Source organism: Haloarchaeobius pelagicus (assembly GCF_051207375.1).
Taxonomy (GTDB): domain Archaea; phylum Halobacteriota; class Halobacteria; order Halobacteriales; family Natrialbaceae; genus Haloarchaeobius.
In genome coordinates this window covers 1,636,834-1,654,090 of record NZ_JBPJZD010000001.1, presented here as the reverse complement: position 1 = coordinate 1,654,090, position 17,257 = coordinate 1,636,834, and the positions used below count along the sequence as shown (strand labels likewise).

Genomic DNA, 17,257 nt, shown 5'->3' with positions numbered 1-17,257 from the left:
CCAGCCACCCCACGGCGAAGTGACAGTTGCAACACTCACACCGGGAGTGCAGCCGATGGACGACCGTCGACCACGAGGCCAGGCTGTGAGGGTGAATCGAGGGCAGTCACCGCAGCCCGTTGATTCGGTGGAAGTAGAAGTTCCCGTGGCGTCGTGCGTAGAAGGAGTAGGAGTGTTCGAGGAGTGCCGGATTCGCGTCCGTCGGTCGAGACCCGTGTGAGAGACGCCCGACCGCACCCGACGCTGGTTCGTCCGATGGTCTGTACAGATACACGGGGGTGTTCGGTTCGATTGGTGCGTCGAGACGCAGGTGAAAGCCGGGGTCTCCGTTCTCGACGTCGACGACCATCCTGGTGCCGGGTTCGAGCCGGTTCCCGGATTCGAGTTCGAACCGAATGAATCGCGTATCGTCGGTGAGCGTGGCTGTAACCGCCGGTACCTCCTCCTTGGCCGTCGCAAACCACGATGGCTCCTGTACCGAAACCGCTCCGACTCTGTCGATGGTGTACAGCGAATCGTATTCGAACTCACCGCTTCCTTCGTCCAGAATGCGGTAGCTCGCCTCCAGCTTTCGAATCACGCCCCGTTCGTCGACGTGCATCTCCGCGGACGGAATCGACAGTACCTCGCCCGGTTGCCCGTGGCTCCTGCCCGGGAGCACGGATTCGTCCCCCACCGTCTCCGTCGTGACTTTCCAGATGGCTGGTCGCGTCTCGTTGACACGGGTCGGGGAACTCCAGTCACCGGCGGTAATCAACGGCTGCACCTCCTCTCCCCAGAGAGCCGGGTCACTGTCCTCCATATCGTTGCCGAACGTCACCCTGTCTCCGAGGTCCTCCCGCCAGTAGTTACCCTGCTCGGTCCGGTACATCTGGACCGGGTTGCCGTCGTGGTTTTGCCAGGTTCCGAGCGACTCTCCGTGGTCGCCCAGGTACTGCTTCTGCCATTTCACCGTCGAATTGCGACGGTCGCGTTTTATCCACTGAGCCTCGTAGCTGGTCTGATACAGCGCCTGTCGGTGCGTCGGATACAGGAAAGCGGAGACACCGTCCTCGGAGAGACCGGTCGGGAAGGTGGGTTCAGCAGGTTCCTGTGTGGTCGTCTCCTCGGCCGTAGACGCTGGCTCGCGGGTGGTCGTCGTGGTACTGTCGGTCTGCGTGGCTGTCCCGGTGCGTTCGCCGGTCGCACCACCGTCCTGCAAACGCAAACAACCAGCCGTCGAGGCCACACCAACTCCCATGAGGAATGTCCGGCGGCGCATCGCACTGAGAGTGCGCCCCAAATGACATAATTCTAACGCAATCCGTGAGCACAGCCCACACCCTCCTGCACACCAGAACCGCAGTGCGTACTGGGGCAGAACACGGTGTGTGGGCAACTCACCACCCGAAAACACTGTAATCGACTCTCGATTCGAGTGCAAGTACTCGTGGACGCGTGCCAGAAGACACGCAACGCTCGAACGTGTTTCGAGTGTTGAAGAAGCGGGCCGGGCGCGATTTGAACACTCACTCGCAGCAAGCTGCTCACGGCTCCGCCGTTCGCATCGCGGTTCTCGTATCCTCGAACCGCGCACTGCTCGCTGCGTTCAAATCTCTAGTCTCCCGTTTCGGGATGCTGAACGCTCGCTTCGCTCGCGTTGTTGTATCCTGAAAAGCGGGCCGGGCGCGATTTGAACACGCGACCGTCTGATTAAGAGTCAGACGCTCTGCCTAACTGAGCTACCGGCCCAACTGCATTCCATGCTTGCTGGTGGTAGTTAAAAAGGGTTATCATTCGACCCTGCTTCGTGAGTGTGTTCCATCCACATGCAGGCGGCGGGACGCCAGGCACGAGCCGAGGTGGTTCCGCGGGGCAGGTGGGGCTGTTTCGGCCTCGCACCCCGCCACAGTCCCCGGAATCGCGGTCAGCCGGTGGGTTCGGGAGCGTTAAGTGCCCCGGGCGAAAGGTGTTGGACAACATGAGTACCGGGGTCAGCATCTCCTCGATGTCGAAGTACGCCATCCTCGGGTGTGGGAGCGTCGGCCACGCCGTCGCCGAGGAACTGGTCGAGCAGGGAAAGGACGTGCTGATTGTCGACCGAGACGAGGGGCGCGTCGAGGCGCTACGCGACCAGGACCTCAACGCACAGACGGCGGACATCCGTGACGAGGCTGTCGCCGAGGACATCGCTGACTGCGACGTGGTCCTCATCATGGCCTCCGACGTCGAGTCGAACAAGGCGGCGGTCCAGAACATCCGGGAGCAAGGCGGCGAACAGTTCGTCGTCGTGCGCGCGTCGGACCCGGTCTCCGGGGACGAACTCACCGAGATGGGCGCGGACGTGGTCATCAACCCGTCGTCGGTCATCGCCGACGCGGCGATGCGCTCGCTCGAATCCGGCGAACTGGAGTACAAGGCGAACCAGCTCGCGGAGGTCCTCACCGACACCAAAGAGCGCGTCGCCATCCTCACCCACGACAGCCCCGACCCCGACTCCATCGCCTCTGCAGCCGCACTCCAGGCCATCGCCGAGCATCTCGGCGTGGAGGCCGACATCTGCTATCTCGGCGATATCGGACACCAGGAGAACCGAGCGTTCGTCAACCTGCTCGGTATCGAGTTGTTGAACTGGGCCGACGTCGAGGAGAAGGGGGTGTACGACACGATGGCGCTCGTCGACCACGCCAAGAGCGGCGATTCGGTCGACGTGGACGTCGACGTCATCATCGACCACTACGAGCCTGACGAGGACCTCGACGCGGCGTTCCTCGACGTGCGCCCGAACATGTCCTCGACGTCGACCATCATGACGAAGTACATCCAGGAGTTCGACATGAAGGTCGACGAGGCCGTCGCGACGGCGCTGCTCTACGGTATCCGGGAGGAGACGCTGGACTTCAAGCGCGACACCACGCCGGCGGACCTCACCGCCGCGGCGTACCTCTACCCCTTCGCGAACCACGACCTGCTCGAACAGGTCGAGTCGCCGTCGATGAGCCCCGAGACGCTGGACGTGCTCGCCGAGGCCATCCAGAATCGCGAGGTACAGGGCAGCCATCTCGTCTCGAACGCGGGGTTCATCCGCGACCGCGAGGCACTCGCACAGGCGGCCCAGCACCTCCTCAATCTGGAGGGTATCACCACGACCGCGGTGTTCGGCATCGCCGACGACACCATCTTCCTCGCGGCGCGCTCGAAGGACATCCGGATGAACATCGGCAAGGTGCTCGCCGACGCCTACGGCGATATCGGCGAGGCCGCCGGGCACTCCACCCAGGCGAGCGCGGAGATCTCACTCGGTATCTTCACGGGTATCGAGACGAACGACGAGAATCGCGATACGCTGTTGCAGCTCACCGAAGAGGCGGTGAAGCGAAAACTGTTCCAGGCGATGGGCGTCGAGAGCGGCGAGTCAGGAAACGGCAGTTAGACCGCGACTTCGTCCTCCTGTTCGGGTTTCTTGAGCCGTTCGATGACGTCGTTGATGAGTACCACGTCCCCGACCGCGCGCACCCACCGATAGGGGATGAGGACGCCTCGCTCACCGCTGAGGCGACCGTTGAACAGTTCCGGGTTGAGTTCGGTCAGTGCGAGACCGGTGACGACCCTGTTCTGGATGTTGAGACGGACGTCCTCGACTTCACCCACGAAGACGCCGTTGTTCGAATAGACCTCGCGGCCGACGAGGTTCGTTATCTCTTGCGGTGTCCCGTCCATACCCACCCTGAGGGAGAGACGGGTCTTAATTCTTGGTCAGACTCTCACGACAGCGTGTCGAGCAGTTCGGCGAGGACGGCGAGTGCGTCCTCACAGTGGGCAGTGGCGCGACCGAGGCTCAGGCGGACCGCACCCGGGCGGTCGAAGAAGCGGCCCGGCACGACCAGCAGGTCGTACTCCTCCCACGCTCTGGCGGCGATCTCGTCGCCATCGACGGACTCGTGCTCGACGAAGCCGTACAGCGAGCCCGGTGGAATCGCCCCCGTGAGGTCCTCGCGCTCGTCGACGAACGAGGCGAGTAGCTCGTGGTTCGCGCGCAACAGGTCACGCTGGACCGGGATGAGCTCGGCCCGGTGTTCGAGTGCCCGACCGGCGAGGGCGACGCTGGGTTCGGCCAGCGCGGGGAGGTGCCAGGCGACGGACTGGGCCTGTGAGATGAACTCCTCATCGGCGACGAGCCAGCCGACCCGAAGCCCGCCCAGCCCCATGAACTTGGTCAGTGACCCCGTGACGACGGTGTTCTCGATGCCAGCCGCGGTCGGCGCGCCGAAGGCTCCCTCCGACGTGGGCTCGGTGACGTAGGGCGCGTACACCTCGTCGACGAGGAGCCGGGCCCCTTCGTCCCCGGCGAGCTGTGCCGTCTCGGCGAGCGTCTCGATGGGAGTGAACGTCCCGGAGGGATTGTGCCGGTTGGTCGTGATGACGAGGTTCGCGTCCTCGGTCAGTGCGGCCTCGACCCGGTGCGGGTCGAGCGGGTACCCGTCTTCTGGCGGTCGGAGGAAGCGGTCGACCCGGCCGCCGAGCCCCTGCGGGGTCGCACGAAGCGGTTCGTACCCGGGTTTCTCGACGAGTACCTGGGGCCGTGGCTCCTCAGCCGCCGGCCCGGTGTGTTGGAGGGCGGTGGCGATCGCGACGAAGTTCGCGGTGGTCGCTCCCGCGGTCACGAGGACGTTCGCTTCGTCCACCTCGTAGAGGTCGGCGAGTTGCGTCTCGACCCCCCGGTCCGGCGGTGGGTCCTCCAGCCCGGCCAGCCGGCCAGGGACCGGCCCGCGCTGGTGCTGGAAGGTCCCACGGAGGTCGCTCGACCCGAGGTCGTGGGTCGCGGCGTCGGGTCTCCCCGCGATCCACTCGAGGTACTCGATGGTGGGGAACATATCAGCGGGTCACACGGCCGAGTAGTTGAGTGTTCGGCTCCGGCGCGGTCGGCAGTATATAAATACACAAAACTTTTTTATACTAGTATTCGACACTCGGCCATCTCCCGAGTGCATGAGGATAAATCTGTCACTCCATTTTGTGTGAGTGCCGGGGTGCCTCTGACAATCCGGCCCTCGACGACCGGCCCTGCCCGAGTCGGTCGTTGATTGGGGGGTTCTCCCCCACCGTTTTTGACCCACCGAGTGTCCACGCCGCCGACCGAGGAGCCACAGGAATCGACTGATTCCGGGGTTCGACCGTTCCAGCCTAGCGAGAATAGACCCCATACCTAAGTGACCGGAACCACCACGGTCTGGCGATGAGCGAGTTGCTTACTGCCGCCAGACTCCTCGGTGGTTTCGCCCTCCTGCTCGCGAACGGGTTCTTCGTCGCGACCGAGTTCGCGATGACGCGCATCAGGCAGTTCCCCCGGTCCGAGTTCACCGGTCACCGGGGACTCGAACGGGCGTGGGAGATGACCGAAGAGCTCGAGATCTATCTCTCGGGCTGCCAGGTCGGTATCACCGTCTGTTCGATCGGTCTCGGTGTCGTCGCCGAACCCGCGCTGTCGGCCGCCATCAACCCGCTGTTCGTCCTGGTCGGTCTCGCCCAGCCGGGGTCGCACACCGCCATCGCGGCCATCACCGCGTTCGGCCTGATGAACTTCATGCACGTCGTCATCGGCGAACAGGCCCCGACCTACTTCGGTGTCGAGCGCACCAAGACGGCCGCGAAGTACGGCTCCCGGCCGCTCTCGCTCTGGACGAAGCTCATGTCCCCGTTCATCCGCCTCGCGGACCGCATCGCGAAGGCCATCCTCGGCCTGTTCGGTGTCGAGATGACCCGGTCGTGGGCGGAAGAAGAACTGGAGGAGGGCGAGGAGACCCTCTCCTCCCGTGCCGAGCTGCGGACCCGGATGGGCGACGTGCTTGGCAAGTCCGACCTGCCCCAGGAACGCCGACAGGAGGTCCTGGCCGCGTTCGAGATCGACGAGAAACCCATCGAGGACATCATGGTCCCCATCGACGAGGCGGTGACCCTGCACGTCGGCGACGACGTGGAGACGAACCTCGACCGGATGCGCGACAACCCGCACACCCGGTTCCCGCTGGTGGGTGACACCCTCGACGACTACCGCGGTGCGGTGTACGCCCCGGCAGTCCTCCGGGACTTCGAGGGGCTCCGCTCGGGCGAGACTGACCTGACCGACTGTGCCGGCTCGCCGATGACGCTCCCGGCGGAGACCTCGGTGTCGGACGCCATCGACGAGTTCCAGGCCGCTGGCGAGGAGCTCGCACTCGTCGAACGCGGTGGCGAGGTCGTCGGACTGCTCACCCCGACCGACGCCTGGGAGGTCATCACCGGCGAGCAGACCGACCCGCTCGACGCGTCGTAGAACCAGTACTCCTTCTCACGGCTCGCGCTGGTCGAGTTCGGTGTCGAACAGCCCCCTGAACCGCTCGTAGGTGGAGTCGGCGACCGCGTCGCGGACCAGTGCGAACGCGCCGCTGGCCCGCCGGTCCCGGGTCTGGGTGGCGACGGACTCGACGAGCTGGTAGACGCCCGACGGCTCCGCGTACATCAGCAGGACGTTCACGTTGTCGAAGACCACCCAGCCCTCGCCGGGCTTGACGTAGTTCATCCCGGTCGAGAACTGCTGGTGGATGCCGCTCAGGTCGTTCGGATGGACGACCGACCCGGTCCACATCGGCCCGTCGTAGTCCACGGGCGACCCGGAGACCGGGACGACACCGACCTTGTTCGGGTCGCCGCCGCGGTCCCGGACGAGCTGTTCTATCTTCGTCGGCGAGCGCGTGGTCGACACCACGAGCAGGTTCTCGAAGGCGGATTCGGGAATCAGCGAGAGCGGCGACCGGAGCGACGAGATGAGCACGAGCGCCTGCGTGCCCGCGTCGACCGCCACCGGGTCTCGTTCAATCGTCGTCCGCATCTTCGAACCCTCCGGTGGTGTCTGTGTGCGTCTCGGCCTCGAACGACGACTGGCCGGTGTCGATGAACTGTCTCGCGAAGTAGTAGATACCGATGGTGGCGCAGGTCGAGGCCCCGAGGTTCAGGATGCTCGTGACCAGGAAGGAGCTGTAGAGGTCGGGCAGGATGATGTCGTACTCGATGAGCAACCCGAGGACGTTCGCGACGGTCACGAGGAACAGGCCGACCGAGAGCCCGACGATACCCTCGGTGTAGGCGACGTTCTGGGCGTACGCGATGGCGGGGTAGAGCAACAACAGCGAGGCCGCGAGGAACAGGGCGATGTGTATCGCCGTGACGACCTGGAACGGGTTCTCCAGGAGCAGGTCGAGCACCATCAGAGGTCCCTCCGTTCGGTCAGGAGGTAGACCGCCTGCAGGGCGGCGACCACCGCGGCGAGGACGGCCACCGTGAACACGATGCTGAACAGCACCCGGTAGTAGGGGAGTTCGAAGAGGTAGAACGCGGCGACCGGCGCGTTCGTGAGGATGAACGCCCCGAAGACGACCGGCATCGGCTTCAGCATCCGGTTGATGGGTGCCCCGCTGAACCCACGGACCGCGATGAGCGACAGCACGAAGCCGATGCTCAGCACGACGATGTTGGCGACCGTCACGGCCTGGACGAGGAGCCAGTAGGTCTCCTCGGATATCACTCGCGACCACCACGGTCGCCGAGGCCGTTCGTCTGCATCACTTTCTGCTCATCTGTGACCGGTGCTAAAAAAGGCTTTGGCAGCGGGTTCGGCCGGACCGGTCGGGCGAGCCGGTTCAGATGCCGAAGCCGTACCGAAGCACCGCGCCGACGAGTGCAGTCAGGACACCGAGCACGGACGTGACCGGCTCGGGAATGACGAACATGATCGCGCCAGCGACGACGAACCACGATGAGAGTTCCATATCCGACGCGAGCAGCGCCGGATGGAAATGAGTCGGGCCTAATCGGGGTCCCGGTCCACTCCCATCGGGACCAGCCACCGGTTCGGTCGGCCCGTCCTCAGAGCAGGGCGTCGATGTCCGCGTGGTTGCGGAGCAACTCGACCATCGTCTCGACGGTCTGTTCGTCGCGGGTGCGGCCCACGCGAACCACGTCCTCGGCGCGTTCGACGGTCGTGATGGTGTTGGCCTGGACGACCATGATGGGCACGCCCTTCTCGGCGGCCTTGCCCAGCACGGCACCCGATGGCCGGTGGCCACCGGTGAGGATGAGACACTTCACGCCCGGGGCTTCGAGCGCGGCCGACTGGATGTCGGCGCGGTCCCCACCCGTGATGACGGCGGCGTCTTTCGTCCGGCGGAACCCGCGCAGGGCCGCGTCGGCACCCATCGCGCCGACGCTGAAGCGTTCGACGAACCCGTCCATGGCCACGTCCGTGAGGACATCGGCACCGAGTTCGTCGGCGAGTTCCTGCACCGTCACGCCCGCGAGGTGCTTATCACGCGGGACGATTCCCACGATCGGGACGCCGCGCTTCTCGAGGAACGGCACCACGTCGTCGTCGAGTTCCTCGTACACGCCGTCGGGGACGCGGTTGAACACGACGCCGCGGAGCCGGTCGCGTCCGATGTCGTCGACGGCCGCGAGCACCTCGTCCACGTCGTTGATGCGGTCGTACGAGCAGACCAGTAGCACCTCTGCATCGACGAGTTCGGCGATGTCGCCGTCGGCGATGTCGATGATGTTCCCCGTGCTGAGGCCGCCGCCTTCGAGGAACATCTGGTCATGGTCGGCCGCGAGCGAGTCGAACGCCTCGGAGATCCGCTTGCGAACCTCGTCGGCGTCCTCTCGCCCACGAACCACCTGCTGGATGAACGTCGGCGAGTAGACGACGGGTTCGAGTTCGTGCATCTCGGCGTCGAGACCGAGCAGTTCCTTCGCCAGCATCGGGTCCTCGTCGAGCGTCTTTCCGACGTTCGACTGCAGGCGCGTGCCCTTCGGTTTCATGTAGCCCACGCTGCCGTTTCGCTCCTGTGCGATGCTGGCGAGGGCGAGGGTGATGGCTGTCTTGCCGGTGCTTTCTGCGTTCGCGGTGACGAGTAACGATTTCATAGGTCCTCCGTGTCCACGGTGAGTCTGATGTCGACCGCCTGAACCCCGTCGGGGCCGGCGACCAGTGGGTTGATGTCCAGTTCCAGTATCTGCGGGAAGTCGGTCACGAGCTGTGAGAGCCGCTGGATGGTCTCGACGATGCTATCCACGTCGGCCGGGGTTCGGCCGCGGGCTCCGCGCAGCAGCGGGGCCGCCTGGATGTCGTCGATCATGTCCCGGGCCTCCGGTTCGGAGACGGGTGCGACCCGCAGGGTCGTGTCCTCCAGCACCTCGACGAAGATGCCGCCCAGTCCAAAGAGGACGAGTGGGCCGAACTGCGGGTCGCGGTTGACGCCGACGATGGTCTCGGTCCCCTCCTCGAGGTCGACCATCTCCTGGACCTGCACGCCCAGGATGTTCGCGTCGGGCTGGTAGTTCCGGGCCCGGGTGATGAGGTCCTCGAAGGCGTCGTACACGTCGTCGGTCTCGACGCCGACCTTCACCCCGCCGATGTCGGACTTGTGCAGGATGTCCGGGCTGACGATCTTCATCACGACCGGGCCCTCGATGTCGGCCGCGGTCTGGACCGCCTCGCCCGGCGAGTCGACGACCTCGCCGTCGGGCGTCGGGATACCGTAGGCGTCGAGCAGGCCCATCGCCTCCACGCCGAGGCGGTTGTCGTCCCTGACCTTCGCCTGTTCCAGCACCTCGCGGGCAGCCTCGCGGTCCACGTCGAACTCGGTCGCGGGCTGGTAGTCGGTGTCCCGGATGCGGCGGTACCGGGCCAGCGCGTCGATGCTGTCGACGGCGCGGGCCGGGTCGAAGTAGTTCGGGATGCCGGCCTCACGCAGGGTCTCGGCGGCCGGGCCGGTGCGCTCTCCGCCCATCAGGCAGGTGAGCGTCGGTTTCTCGTACGCGGCCTGTTTCTCGACGACCACCTCGGCGAGGTCGGCGTAGTCGAGCACCGCGGTCGGGGCGCTCACGACGACCGCGGCCGCGACGTTCGGGTCGTCGAGCACGATGTCGATGGCCGTCTCGAACCGGTCGATGTCGGCGTCCCCGATGGCGTCCACCGGGTTGTAGACGTTCGCCTCGTCGGGCATCTCTTCCTTGAGTCGGTCGAGGGTGTCCTCGGTGAAGGAGGCCAGCGAGAGCGAACTGTCCCCGATGGCGTCGGTCGCCATCACGCCGGGGCCGCCCGCGTTCGTGATGACCGCGACCTCGTCGGTCTCGGGCAAGGGCTGCCCGGAGAGCGCGCGGGCCGAGTCGAACAGCTCCTGGACCGACTCCGCCCGGAGCACGCCAGCCTGTTCGAGACCGGCCTCGTAGGCGGCCTCGCTGCCGGCGATGGCCCCGGTGTGGCTCGATGCGGCCTTCGCCCCGGCGTCGGTGCGCCCGGACTTGACCGCGACGACCGGCGTGTCCGACGTGGTGTCGCGCGCCGCCTCGATGAACTCGCGGCCGTCCTGGATGGATTCGAGGTACCCGAGCACCACGTCGGTGTCGGGGTCGTCCCCCCAGGCGCGGACGAAGTCGGTCTCGTCGAGGACGGCCTTGTTGCCGAGCGAGACCACGTCCTTGAAGCCGATGTTCTGGTCGTTCGCCCAGTCCAGCACCGCCGTGATGAACGCGCCGGACTGGCTCATGAAGGAGATGTTTCCCGGCAGGGCCATCTCCGGGCCGAACGTCGCGTTCATGTTGACCCCGGTGTTCATCACGCCGAGGCAGTTCGGGCCGACGAGGTTCAGGTCGTACTCCTCGGCGGCCGCCTTCAATTCCTGTTCCCGGCTCGCGCCCTCCCCGCCGGTCTCACCGAAGCCGGCGGTGATGACGACGACGTTCTGGACGCCGGCCTCGCCAGCGTCGCGGACGACGTCGACGGCGAATCTCACCGGGACGACGACCACCGCGAGGTCGACGGGGTCGGGGACGCCCTGTAAGTCGTCGTAACACGCCTGCCCGAGCACTTCGTCCCGGCTCGGGTTGACGGCCACGACGTCCCCGTCGAAGCTGCGGAGGTTCTCCAGTATCGCACGCCCGACCGAGCCCTCACGGTCGGTCGCCCCGACCACGGCGACCCGCTCTGGCGCGAACAAGCCTGTCAACGTTCCCATCAACTAGAACGTCTCGCCGACCCGGGATAAAGGTGCGCGACGGTTACCATTTCGCGGGTATCGTCCCGACGCCGTGCGCCAGAGTTTCACTCGCAATGGTGGTGTGCTTCGGGGGGAGACTGCAGCGTCGTGCCCCCGCCGACCCACTACTCCGCCACGTCGGCCACCGTCGCCCCCGAGTACTCGAGCAACTCATCGGGCGCGATGGGGAAGACGGTCGTCGGCGTCCCCGCAGCGACCCACACCGTCTCGAACGCCGTCAGCGTCTCGTCGAGGTACACCGGCAGGTCGGTCGCGTGACAAAAGGGCGGGACCCCGCCGATGCTCCACCCGGTCGCTTCCTTCACCTCGTCGGCGTTCGCCATCCGGGCTGATTCGGCACCCACCAGCCCGGCCAGCTTGTCGGTGTCGACCCGGTTCGCGCCGGAGGTGACGCTCACGACGACCTCACCGTCGGCGACGAGGACGATGCTGCTGCCGATCTGGGCCACGTCACAGCCGATGGCGTCGGCCGCGTCGGCGGCGGTCTTCGTCCCCTCGGGGAACTCCATCACGTCCGGGTCGAACCCGTAGCGGTCGCTGGCTTCGGCGACGAACTCGGCGGCGCTCTCGTGCATGGTCGGCGTGATACCGCCGGAGAACAAAAAGCTACGTTCGCCGGTACGGCTTGCGCTACCGCGACTGGACGAAGGTCACAGACAGTGCGTCTTCGGGTGCCCCGTCGCGCCTGACGTACCGGGGCTTCCCACCGGCCTCGTCGGGAACCAGCTCGAAGCACTCGACCCGGACCACGAGCCGGCCGTCGGCAACCGTCGCCCGCAGAACCGGCCCGGTACTCGTGACGACGACGTACGGCGGTGCCGGGACCGGGTCTGCCCGGAGGTCGTAGCCTGCTGCGTCGACTGCCGTCGCGAGCACCTCGGGGAGCTGCGCGAGGATGCCGCGCTGGCGGAACAGGGCGGTCAGCGGGTCGACCACCTGCCGGCGGTCGGTCGCCGGGCCGTCCCAGGCCGCAGCGACCTCGTCGGCACAGTCGGCGACCGCGACGAGGAGGTCGCTGTGGGTATCGAGTAGCGCGGCGCGGGCGGCAGCATCGGGGTCGGTCACGGCGACGGGTTCGCGTGCGGGGGTGAAAAAGCCGCCGTCGGCACCGGGAATGCAGAACAGCCCCGCCGGACGTGACGGTGGATTTATATAAAATGGCGAGAGGTGTCAGCCATGCACGATAGACGGACCATCCTCTCCGGTCTCGGCTCGACGCTCGCACTCGGTTCTCTCGCTGGCTGTCTCGACTCTGTCCCCGGGATGGGTGGCAGTGGTGGTGCTTCGCGCTCTGCACTCACGAACTACCTGCCTGCGTCCGCCTACGGCGACGATGGCAGCCGGCGAATCAACGTCCTCTATACCGACGCCCCGCGGCTGGAGACGATGGTCGACGACCTCTCGGCTGACGTTGGGAGTCAACTCGCGTCGGCGTACGACCCCGGCGAGATACACCTCCCGTTCCCGGCCTCCTCGGTCGATGCGACGGTCCAGGCCAGCGCGATAAGTGTCGTCGCCCTCTCCAGCGGCGACGCCGACTCGAAACTGGCCGAAGGTGACTACACCGAATCGGGGTCACACCGCGACGCGACCCTCTACAAGGGGCACGAACAGATCGTCGCCGTCGACGGAAAGACCCTCGTGGTCGGCACCAACGACGATGACATTCGGAGCGCTCTCGACGCGAGCGCCGGGGAGGCGGAACGCCTGAAAGCCGTGTCTGACCCGTACACCGACCTCGCCGAGGTGGTCTCCGGCGGTTCGCTGGAGCTGTTCAGCGGGTCGGAAACGCCGGGCGACAGCGGAACGACTGTGACCGCCTTCTCGTGGACTTTCGGGGAGGAGACGGCTGAACTCACGCTCGCCATCGCCTTCGCGGACGCAGACAGCACCGACCAGAGCACCCTCTCGGACATGACCTCGATGACCAGGGGCATGGAGGACTACGAGTGGGGCGAGCCGTCGACCGACGGCCGGGTGGTCTCACAGGTTGGTACCCAGCCCCTGGCGGACTTCGACCTGTTGCAGGAGGGTACGCCCGGCGAGGGCGGCTCCGGGACGACCACACGGTCCGCCCCGAACGCGGCGTTCTCGTTCTCCTGCGAGGCGGGCTCGGGAGAAGTGACGGTGACCGTCGAAGAGGGTGAGCCAGTACACGTGGAACACCTCGTACCGAGGGTCAACGGGGAGACGAGGGCGATAGCCGCGCCCAGCGAGACGCTGGAAGCGGGTGATTCGGCCACGGTCGACGTGAGCGACGTGACGGCGGAGACGATTCAGCTGGAACTGTACTGGGACTACGGTGACGGAAGCGAGTCGCTCATCGCGGAAGCGACGCTCCAGAACTGCAACTGACCCAGGTGTCCCCGGCCAGCGGTGGCGATTCGGCCCCTGCGACCCAGTGTCACGCCTCGAACCAGACACAGCAGTTATCTATCCGATTTCAGTACAGTCGGGTATGCCTTCGCCCTCCCGCCGTCGATTGTTACAGGTCGGACTCACGAGTACAGCGTCACTGGTCGGTCTCGCCGGCTGTCTCGACGAGTCGACCGGTGGCGGCGACACGACCACGTCGTCACAGCCCGATACCGGGACCGAGACCGGAAGCGAGACCGGGACGCCGACCGAGACCTCGACCGGGTCGGAATCCACGGAATTGCTCTCGTGGGTTCCCGCCCCCGATGCCTTCCCGGGCGCCGACCGCGATTTCGAACTCGTCACTGCCGACGCCGCCGCCATTTACGAGCTCCGCGACGCCTTCGGCGGCGAGACCAACGCCTACCCGACCTTCCGGAAGACCGTCCTCGGCCCCGTCTCGCTACTGGAGCCCGAACCAGGGACCGTCGAGTCCGTCGTCCATGCCCAGTCCGGTCAGCTCATCCTCGCGGCGACGAGCAAGGCCGACACCGACCTGGAGACCGCGTTCACGGATGCGGGCCTCACGGCGGACGGGACGGTGTCGGGACAGACGACGTACACTGGCTCTGTGGAGGGCACGCAACTGGCCTGCGTGGCGGTCGACGGGACCATCGTGCTCACGCGAAACAGCGAGTCCCCAACAGAAATCATCGCGGCCGCGCTGGGCGCGAAGAACGGGGAAGAACCGCGCTACGTCGAGACCAGCGACGACCTCACGACCATCCGGAATGCACTCCCGGCCGGCCACTTCGGTGTCGTGACGGCGCGGGACGTGAACGGGAGCGGGGTCGTCGGGTCAGGGACCGGCTCCGGCTACGCCTGGACATTCGGCGCCCAGGAGACGACGGTCGCGGTCGCGGTCGCCTACCCCGAGGGAGAGGTTCCGGCCGAGAGCGACCTCTCGTCCTACCTCGCGGACCGGCGCGGCTTCCGGGACTACGGCGAGTTCACCGCCGAGACGCAGGGGCGCGTCCTGCTCGCGACGGGGACCATCCCGACCGAGAAGTTCGACCTGCTCTCCGACGGCGACCCCGGCGAGCGGACGACCCGTCCGGCCCGGCCACCCCAGATAAACTTCGGCTTCGAGTACGACGCCGAGGCGGGCGAGGTCCGCCTCAGACACGAGGGCGGCGACACCGCCACGGCCGAGAACCTCACCGTCACCCTCGACGGCGAGGAGACCGCCGCACAGTGGGCTCAGAACTACGAGTCTGTCCAAGCTGGTGACGCCCTCACTGTCGACGTGAGCGAGGCCGAATCTGGTGCAGCGATTCAGATTACGTGGACAAAGGACGGTGTTAGCTCTGTGCTTGCGCGGTTCACGCTGCCCTGAACGGTCCCTGAAACGGAGACGAGAACGAAGAGAGAAAAGTCGAAGACGGAATCGAGGATTCAGCGCCGTCCCGGCTTACAGGACGATGCTCTTCTTGCGGAGGAAGGCGTGGATGGAGGCGTCGAGGCCCTCACGCCCGATACCGGAGTCCTTGTTGCCGCCGAACGGGATGTCGCCGAGCCCGTGGCTCGGGGCGCCGTTGATGCGGACCGCACCGGCGTCGATGACGTTCGCGAGCTTCATCGCGCGGTCGTAGTCCGCGGTGAAGACGGCGGCGTCGAGCGCGAGGTCGCCCTCGTTCGCCAGCGCGACGGCCTCGTCTTCGTCGGCGACCTTCGTGACGGCACAGACCGGGCCGAACTGCTCCTCGTGGACGATGCGGGCGTCGTGGGGGACGTCCGCGAGCAGGGTCGGCTCGAAGTCGCGGCCGTCGCGTTCGCCACCGGTGACGAGCGTCGCGCCCTTGTCGAGAGCGTCCTCGACGAGTCCTTCGACCCATTCCGCCTGGTCCTCGGAGATGAGGGGGCCGAGGTCGGTGTCCTCGTCGAAGAGGTCGCCCTTGATCCAGTCGCCCATCTTCTCCTCGATGGTCTCGACCAGTTCGTCGTGGATGTCCTCGTGTGCGAGGACGCGGGAGACGGCGGAACAGCGCTGGCCGGCGTACTTGAGCGAGCCCTTCGCGGCGGCCGCGGCGGCCTCGTCGAGGTCGGCGTCCGGGAAGACGACGGCCGGGGCGTTCCCGCCGAGTTCCATGTGGAGGTTGACCATGCCGGACTCCTTGGCGACGTGCTTGCCCGCGCCCGAGGAGCCGGTCATCGCGACCGCGTTGATGCGGTCGTCGCCGGCGAGGATGTCACCGATCTCGGACCCTTTGCCGGTGACGAAGTTGAGCGTCCCGTCGGGGACGACCTCGTTCACGACCTCCGCGAGGATGGCCCCACTGACGGGCGTCTTCGTCGCGGGCTTGAGGACGACGCTGTTCCCGGCAGCGAGCGCGGGAGCGACCTGGAGCGCCGTGGTCGCGAGGGGGTAGTTGTACGGGGTGATGCAGAGCACGGTCCCGACGGGCTCGTGCTTCACGATGGCTTCCCAGCCCTCGTGGCCCGCGGTGGTGCCCTCGCGGAACTGGCCCTTGATGTGGCGGATCTCCTCGGCGGCGCGCCGGAAGCGCTCGGCCGCGCTGCCGACCTCGCCACGGGCCGAGGAGATGGGCTTGCCCGCCTCGCGGACGATGACCTCCGCGAGTTCCTCCTCGCGTGCCTCGAGCTTGTCTGCGATCTCGAGCATCCACTCGGCGCGCTCGACGAGCGTCGTCTCTCGCAGGGTCTCCTTCATCGCGTGTGCCGATGCGAGCGCGTCTTCTGCCTGTTCCGGGGAGGCAGCCACGACCTCCGCGAAGTGCCCACCGTCGGCCAGGTCGGTTACCGGGAGCGTCGATTCGCTGTCGACCCACTCGCCGCCGACGAGTAGCCGCTCTTTCCGCTGTGCCGTCTTCGTAGCCATACCAGTACGTAGGAGCGCCAGAACTAAAAATTTACTCATGAGCGAATTAACGGACGGCGGTTGATTTCCGGCAAAACACACGAGAACAATCATTATCGCACAGGGTAGGGGTTCGTGGCGGTACCTGAAGGCTGCACGAGAGACGCAGACCAGACAATAGCACGCAGACATACGCTTAAGCTGTCAGTCAACGTATGTAGGACGATGAGTACCCAGAAGTCGGTCCGCCAGCAGGCCAACACAGTCAAATCGAACCCGCTCCGTCTCGACGAGAAGAAGGCCAAGCAGGTCATCGACGCGCTCAACACAGACCTCGCGGCGACGTACACACTGTACCACCAGGTTCGCAAGCACCACTGGAACGTCGAGGGGGCCGAGTTCCGCGATATCCACCTCTTCCTCGGTGAGTTCGCGCACGAACTCGAGGAGGCCGCCGACGCGCAGGCAGAGCGCCTCCAGGCGCTCGGTGGGGCACCGCACGGCAGCATGCAGGCCCTTGCCGACGCCTCGCCCGTTGCGCCCGAGGACGAGCACGTCTACGACATCCGCACCTCGCTGCACAACGACATGGAGATGGGCGGCGACATCATCGAGACCATGCGCGAGCACATCGAGGTCGCCACGAACCTCGGCGACCACGCCACCGCCCACATGCTCCGCGAGCAGCTCCTCGAACTGGAGGAGTTCATCCACTCCATCCACCACTACCTCGAGGACGACACGCTCGTCCAGTAAGAGATCGGTCGGGCTGTTTTCCGGTTTTTATGGGTCGGCGTCGACAGTGAGGTCCGTCGCGATCCAGCCGTCGGAGTTGTCGTGTTCGCAGAAGACGACGCGGCCGGGGCTGGTCTCGTTCGCACGGACCGGCGGCAGCGACTCCAGTTCGTCCATCCGTCCGTCGCTCATAGCAGCCCTTTAGGCAAACCTAAATCTA

At 66.2% G+C, this 17,257-nt stretch carries 18 protein-coding genes and 1 tRNA gene; 5 read left to right on the top strand and 14 right to left on the bottom strand.

Features of this window, described 5'->3' with window-relative positions; translation table 11 throughout:
* Positions 1-106 precede the first annotated feature (106 nt).
* Together ACSC1S_RS08725 and ACSC1S_RS08720 are read right to left on the bottom strand one after the other, a co-directional pair.
* Entirely contained in the window at positions 107-1,261 is a 1,155-nt protein-coding gene (locus ACSC1S_RS08725; RefSeq protein ID WP_435363972.1) for a hypothetical protein, read from the bottom strand.
* A gap of 396 nt (positions 1,262-1,657) precedes the next feature.
* Positions 1,658-1,731 (bottom strand) — tRNA-Lys (locus ACSC1S_RS08720).
* Positions 1,732-1,960: 229 nt separating this feature from the next.
* On the opposite strand from ACSC1S_RS08720, the gene ACSC1S_RS08715 reads away from it, so the two are divergent.
* Positions 1,961-3,412, top strand: coding sequence for a DHH family phosphoesterase (locus ACSC1S_RS08715; RefSeq protein ID WP_435318453.1), 1,452 nt, complete (start codon positions 1,961-1,963; stop codon positions 3,410-3,412).
* Here ACSC1S_RS08715 and ACSC1S_RS08710 read toward each other — a convergent pair.
* Complete coding sequence (locus ACSC1S_RS08710) at positions 3,409-3,699, bottom strand: PRC-barrel domain-containing protein (protein WP_261651424.1); 291 nt, start codon at positions 3,697-3,699, stop codon at positions 3,409-3,411. The genes ACSC1S_RS08715 and ACSC1S_RS08710 overlap by 4 nt on opposite strands.
* A 44-nt stretch (positions 3,700-3,743) precedes the next feature.
* Positions 3,744-4,853: a pyridoxal phosphate-dependent aminotransferase gene (locus tag ACSC1S_RS08705; RefSeq protein WP_435363971.1), complete on the bottom strand. Its 1,110-nt coding sequence runs from the start codon at positions 4,851-4,853 to the stop codon at positions 3,744-3,746.
* A 362-nt stretch (positions 4,854-5,215) separates the two neighbouring features.
* On the opposite strand from ACSC1S_RS08705, the gene ACSC1S_RS08700 reads away from it, so the two are divergent.
* Positions 5,216-6,292, top strand: a complete 1,077-nt coding sequence (locus ACSC1S_RS08700; protein WP_435363970.1) for a CNNM domain-containing protein — start codon at positions 5,216-5,218, stop codon at positions 6,290-6,292.
* Positions 6,293-6,307: 15 nt separating this feature from the next.
* On the opposite strand, the gene ACSC1S_RS08695 is transcribed toward ACSC1S_RS08700, so the two are convergent.
* The 8 genes from ACSC1S_RS08695 to ACSC1S_RS08660 all read right to left on the bottom strand — a co-directional run bounded on the left by ACSC1S_RS08695 (position 6,308) and on the right by ACSC1S_RS08660 (position 12,134).
* The gene (locus tag ACSC1S_RS08695; RefSeq protein ID WP_435363969.1) at positions 6,308-6,847 is read right to left on the bottom strand and encodes a DUF7504 family protein; all 540 of its coding nucleotides are present in this window, start codon (positions 6,845-6,847) and stop codon (positions 6,308-6,310) included.
* Positions 6,831-7,223, bottom strand: a complete 393-nt coding sequence (locus tag ACSC1S_RS08690) for a hypothetical protein (RefSeq protein WP_435363968.1) — start codon at positions 7,221-7,223, stop codon at positions 6,831-6,833. Before ACSC1S_RS08690 ends, ACSC1S_RS08695 begins: the two co-directional genes overlap by 17 nt.
* The gene (locus ACSC1S_RS08685; RefSeq protein WP_435318449.1) at positions 7,223-7,540 is read right to left on the bottom strand and encodes a hypothetical protein; all 318 of its coding nucleotides are present in this window, start codon (positions 7,538-7,540) and stop codon (positions 7,223-7,225) included. Before ACSC1S_RS08685 ends, ACSC1S_RS08690 begins: the two co-directional genes overlap by 1 nt.
* 115 nt (positions 7,541-7,655) lie before the next feature.
* Positions 7,656-7,784, bottom strand: coding sequence for a hypothetical protein (locus ACSC1S_RS08680; RefSeq protein WP_435363967.1), 129 nt, complete (start codon positions 7,782-7,784; stop codon positions 7,656-7,658).
* Between the two features lie 97 nt (positions 7,785-7,881).
* Positions 7,882-8,934, bottom strand: coding sequence for a phosphotransacetylase family protein (locus ACSC1S_RS08675; protein ID WP_435363966.1), 1,053 nt, complete (start codon positions 8,932-8,934; stop codon positions 7,882-7,884).
* On the bottom strand, positions 8,931-11,027 hold the full coding sequence (gene acs, locus ACSC1S_RS08670; RefSeq protein ID WP_435363965.1) for an acetate--CoA ligase alpha subunit: 2,097 nt from the start codon (positions 11,025-11,027) through the stop codon (positions 8,931-8,933). Before acs ends, ACSC1S_RS08675 begins: the two co-directional genes overlap by 4 nt.
* A gap of 146 nt (positions 11,028-11,173) precedes the next feature.
* Positions 11,174-11,644: a YbaK/EbsC family protein gene (locus ACSC1S_RS08665; protein WP_435363964.1), complete on the bottom strand. Its 471-nt coding sequence runs from the start codon at positions 11,642-11,644 to the stop codon at positions 11,174-11,176.
* 55 nt (positions 11,645-11,699) lie between these two features.
* Positions 11,700-12,134, bottom strand: coding sequence for a DUF7988 family protein (locus ACSC1S_RS08660; protein ID WP_435363963.1), 435 nt, complete (start codon positions 12,132-12,134; stop codon positions 11,700-11,702).
* A 111-nt stretch (positions 12,135-12,245) separates the two neighbouring features.
* On the opposite strand from ACSC1S_RS08660, the gene ACSC1S_RS08655 reads away from it, so the two are divergent.
* Both ACSC1S_RS08655 and ACSC1S_RS08650 read left to right on the top strand, forming a co-directional pair.
* Positions 12,246-13,424: a hypothetical protein gene (locus ACSC1S_RS08655; RefSeq protein WP_435363962.1), complete on the top strand. Its 1,179-nt coding sequence runs from the start codon at positions 12,246-12,248 to the stop codon at positions 13,422-13,424.
* A gap of 103 nt (positions 13,425-13,527) precedes the next feature.
* Positions 13,528-14,820, top strand: coding sequence for a type IV pilin N-terminal domain-containing protein (locus tag ACSC1S_RS08650; protein WP_435363961.1), 1,293 nt, complete (start codon positions 13,528-13,530; stop codon positions 14,818-14,820).
* A gap of 75 nt (positions 14,821-14,895) precedes the next feature.
* Here the strand turns inward: ACSC1S_RS08650 and ACSC1S_RS08645 are convergent, their stop codons facing one another.
* Positions 14,896-16,323 (bottom strand): aldehyde dehydrogenase family protein, encoded by a 1,428-nt coding sequence (locus ACSC1S_RS08645; RefSeq protein ID WP_435318441.1) that lies wholly within the window; start codon positions 16,321-16,323, stop codon positions 14,896-14,898.
* A 204-nt stretch (positions 16,324-16,527) separates the two neighbouring features.
* On the opposite strand from ACSC1S_RS08645, the gene dpsA reads away from it, so the two are divergent.
* Positions 16,528-17,058 (top strand): DNA starvation/stationary phase protection protein DpsA, encoded by a 531-nt coding sequence (gene dpsA / locus ACSC1S_RS08640; RefSeq protein ID WP_435363960.1) that lies wholly within the window; start codon positions 16,528-16,530, stop codon positions 17,056-17,058.
* Positions 17,059-17,085: 27 nt separating this feature from the next.
* Here the strand turns inward: dpsA and ACSC1S_RS08635 are convergent, their stop codons facing one another.
* Positions 17,086-17,229, bottom strand: a complete 144-nt coding sequence (locus ACSC1S_RS08635; protein WP_435318439.1) for a hypothetical protein — start codon at positions 17,227-17,229, stop codon at positions 17,086-17,088.
* Positions 17,230-17,257: the final 28 nt, after the last annotated feature.

Bases quoted from the DNA above. Each gene is read 5' to 3' on its own strand.
- ACSC1S_RS08725 (WP_435363972.1), bottom strand. From the start codon at position 1,261: ATGCGCCGCCGGACATTCCTCATGGGAGTTGGTGTGGCCTCGACGGCT.
- ACSC1S_RS08715 (WP_435318453.1), top strand. From the start codon at position 1,961: ATGAGTACCGGGGTCAGCATCTCCTCGATGTCGAAGTACGCCATCCTC.
- ACSC1S_RS08710 (WP_261651424.1), bottom strand. From the start codon at position 3,699: ATGGACGGGACACCGCAAGAGATAACGAACCTCGTCGGCCGCGAGGTC.
- ACSC1S_RS08705 (WP_435363971.1), bottom strand. From the start codon at position 4,853: ATGTTCCCCACCATCGAGTACCTCGAGTGGATCGCGGGGAGACCCGAC.
- ACSC1S_RS08700 (WP_435363970.1), top strand. From the start codon at position 5,216: ATGAGCGAGTTGCTTACTGCCGCCAGACTCCTCGGTGGTTTCGCCCTC.
- ACSC1S_RS08695 (WP_435363969.1), bottom strand. From the start codon at position 6,847: ATGCGGACGACGATTGAACGAGACCCGGTGGCGGTCGACGCGGGCACG.
- ACSC1S_RS08690 (WP_435363968.1), bottom strand. From the start codon at position 7,223: ATGGTGCTCGACCTGCTCCTGGAGAACCCGTTCCAGGTCGTCACGGCG.
- ACSC1S_RS08680 (WP_435363967.1), bottom strand. From the start codon at position 7,784: ATGGAACTCTCATCGTGGTTCGTCGTCGCTGGCGCGATCATGTTCGTC.
- ACSC1S_RS08675 (WP_435363966.1), bottom strand. From the start codon at position 8,934: ATGAAATCGTTACTCGTCACCGCGAACGCAGAAAGCACCGGCAAGACA.
- acs (WP_435363965.1), bottom strand. From the start codon at position 11,027: ATGGGAACGTTGACAGGCTTGTTCGCGCCAGAGCGGGTCGCCGTGGTC.
- ACSC1S_RS08665 (WP_435363964.1), bottom strand. From the start codon at position 11,644: ATGCACGAGAGCGCCGCCGAGTTCGTCGCCGAAGCCAGCGACCGCTAC.
- ACSC1S_RS08655 (WP_435363962.1), top strand. From the start codon at position 12,246: ATGCACGATAGACGGACCATCCTCTCCGGTCTCGGCTCGACGCTCGCA.
- ACSC1S_RS08650 (WP_435363961.1), top strand. From the start codon at position 13,528: ATGCCTTCGCCCTCCCGCCGTCGATTGTTACAGGTCGGACTCACGAGT.
- ACSC1S_RS08645 (WP_435318441.1), bottom strand. From the start codon at position 16,323: ATGGCTACGAAGACGGCACAGCGGAAAGAGCGGCTACTCGTCGGCGGC.
- dpsA (WP_435363960.1), top strand. From the start codon at position 16,528: ATGAGTACCCAGAAGTCGGTCCGCCAGCAGGCCAACACAGTCAAATCG.
- ACSC1S_RS08635 (WP_435318439.1), bottom strand. From the start codon at position 17,229: ATGAGCGACGGACGGATGGACGAACTGGAGTCGCTGCCGCCGGTCCGT.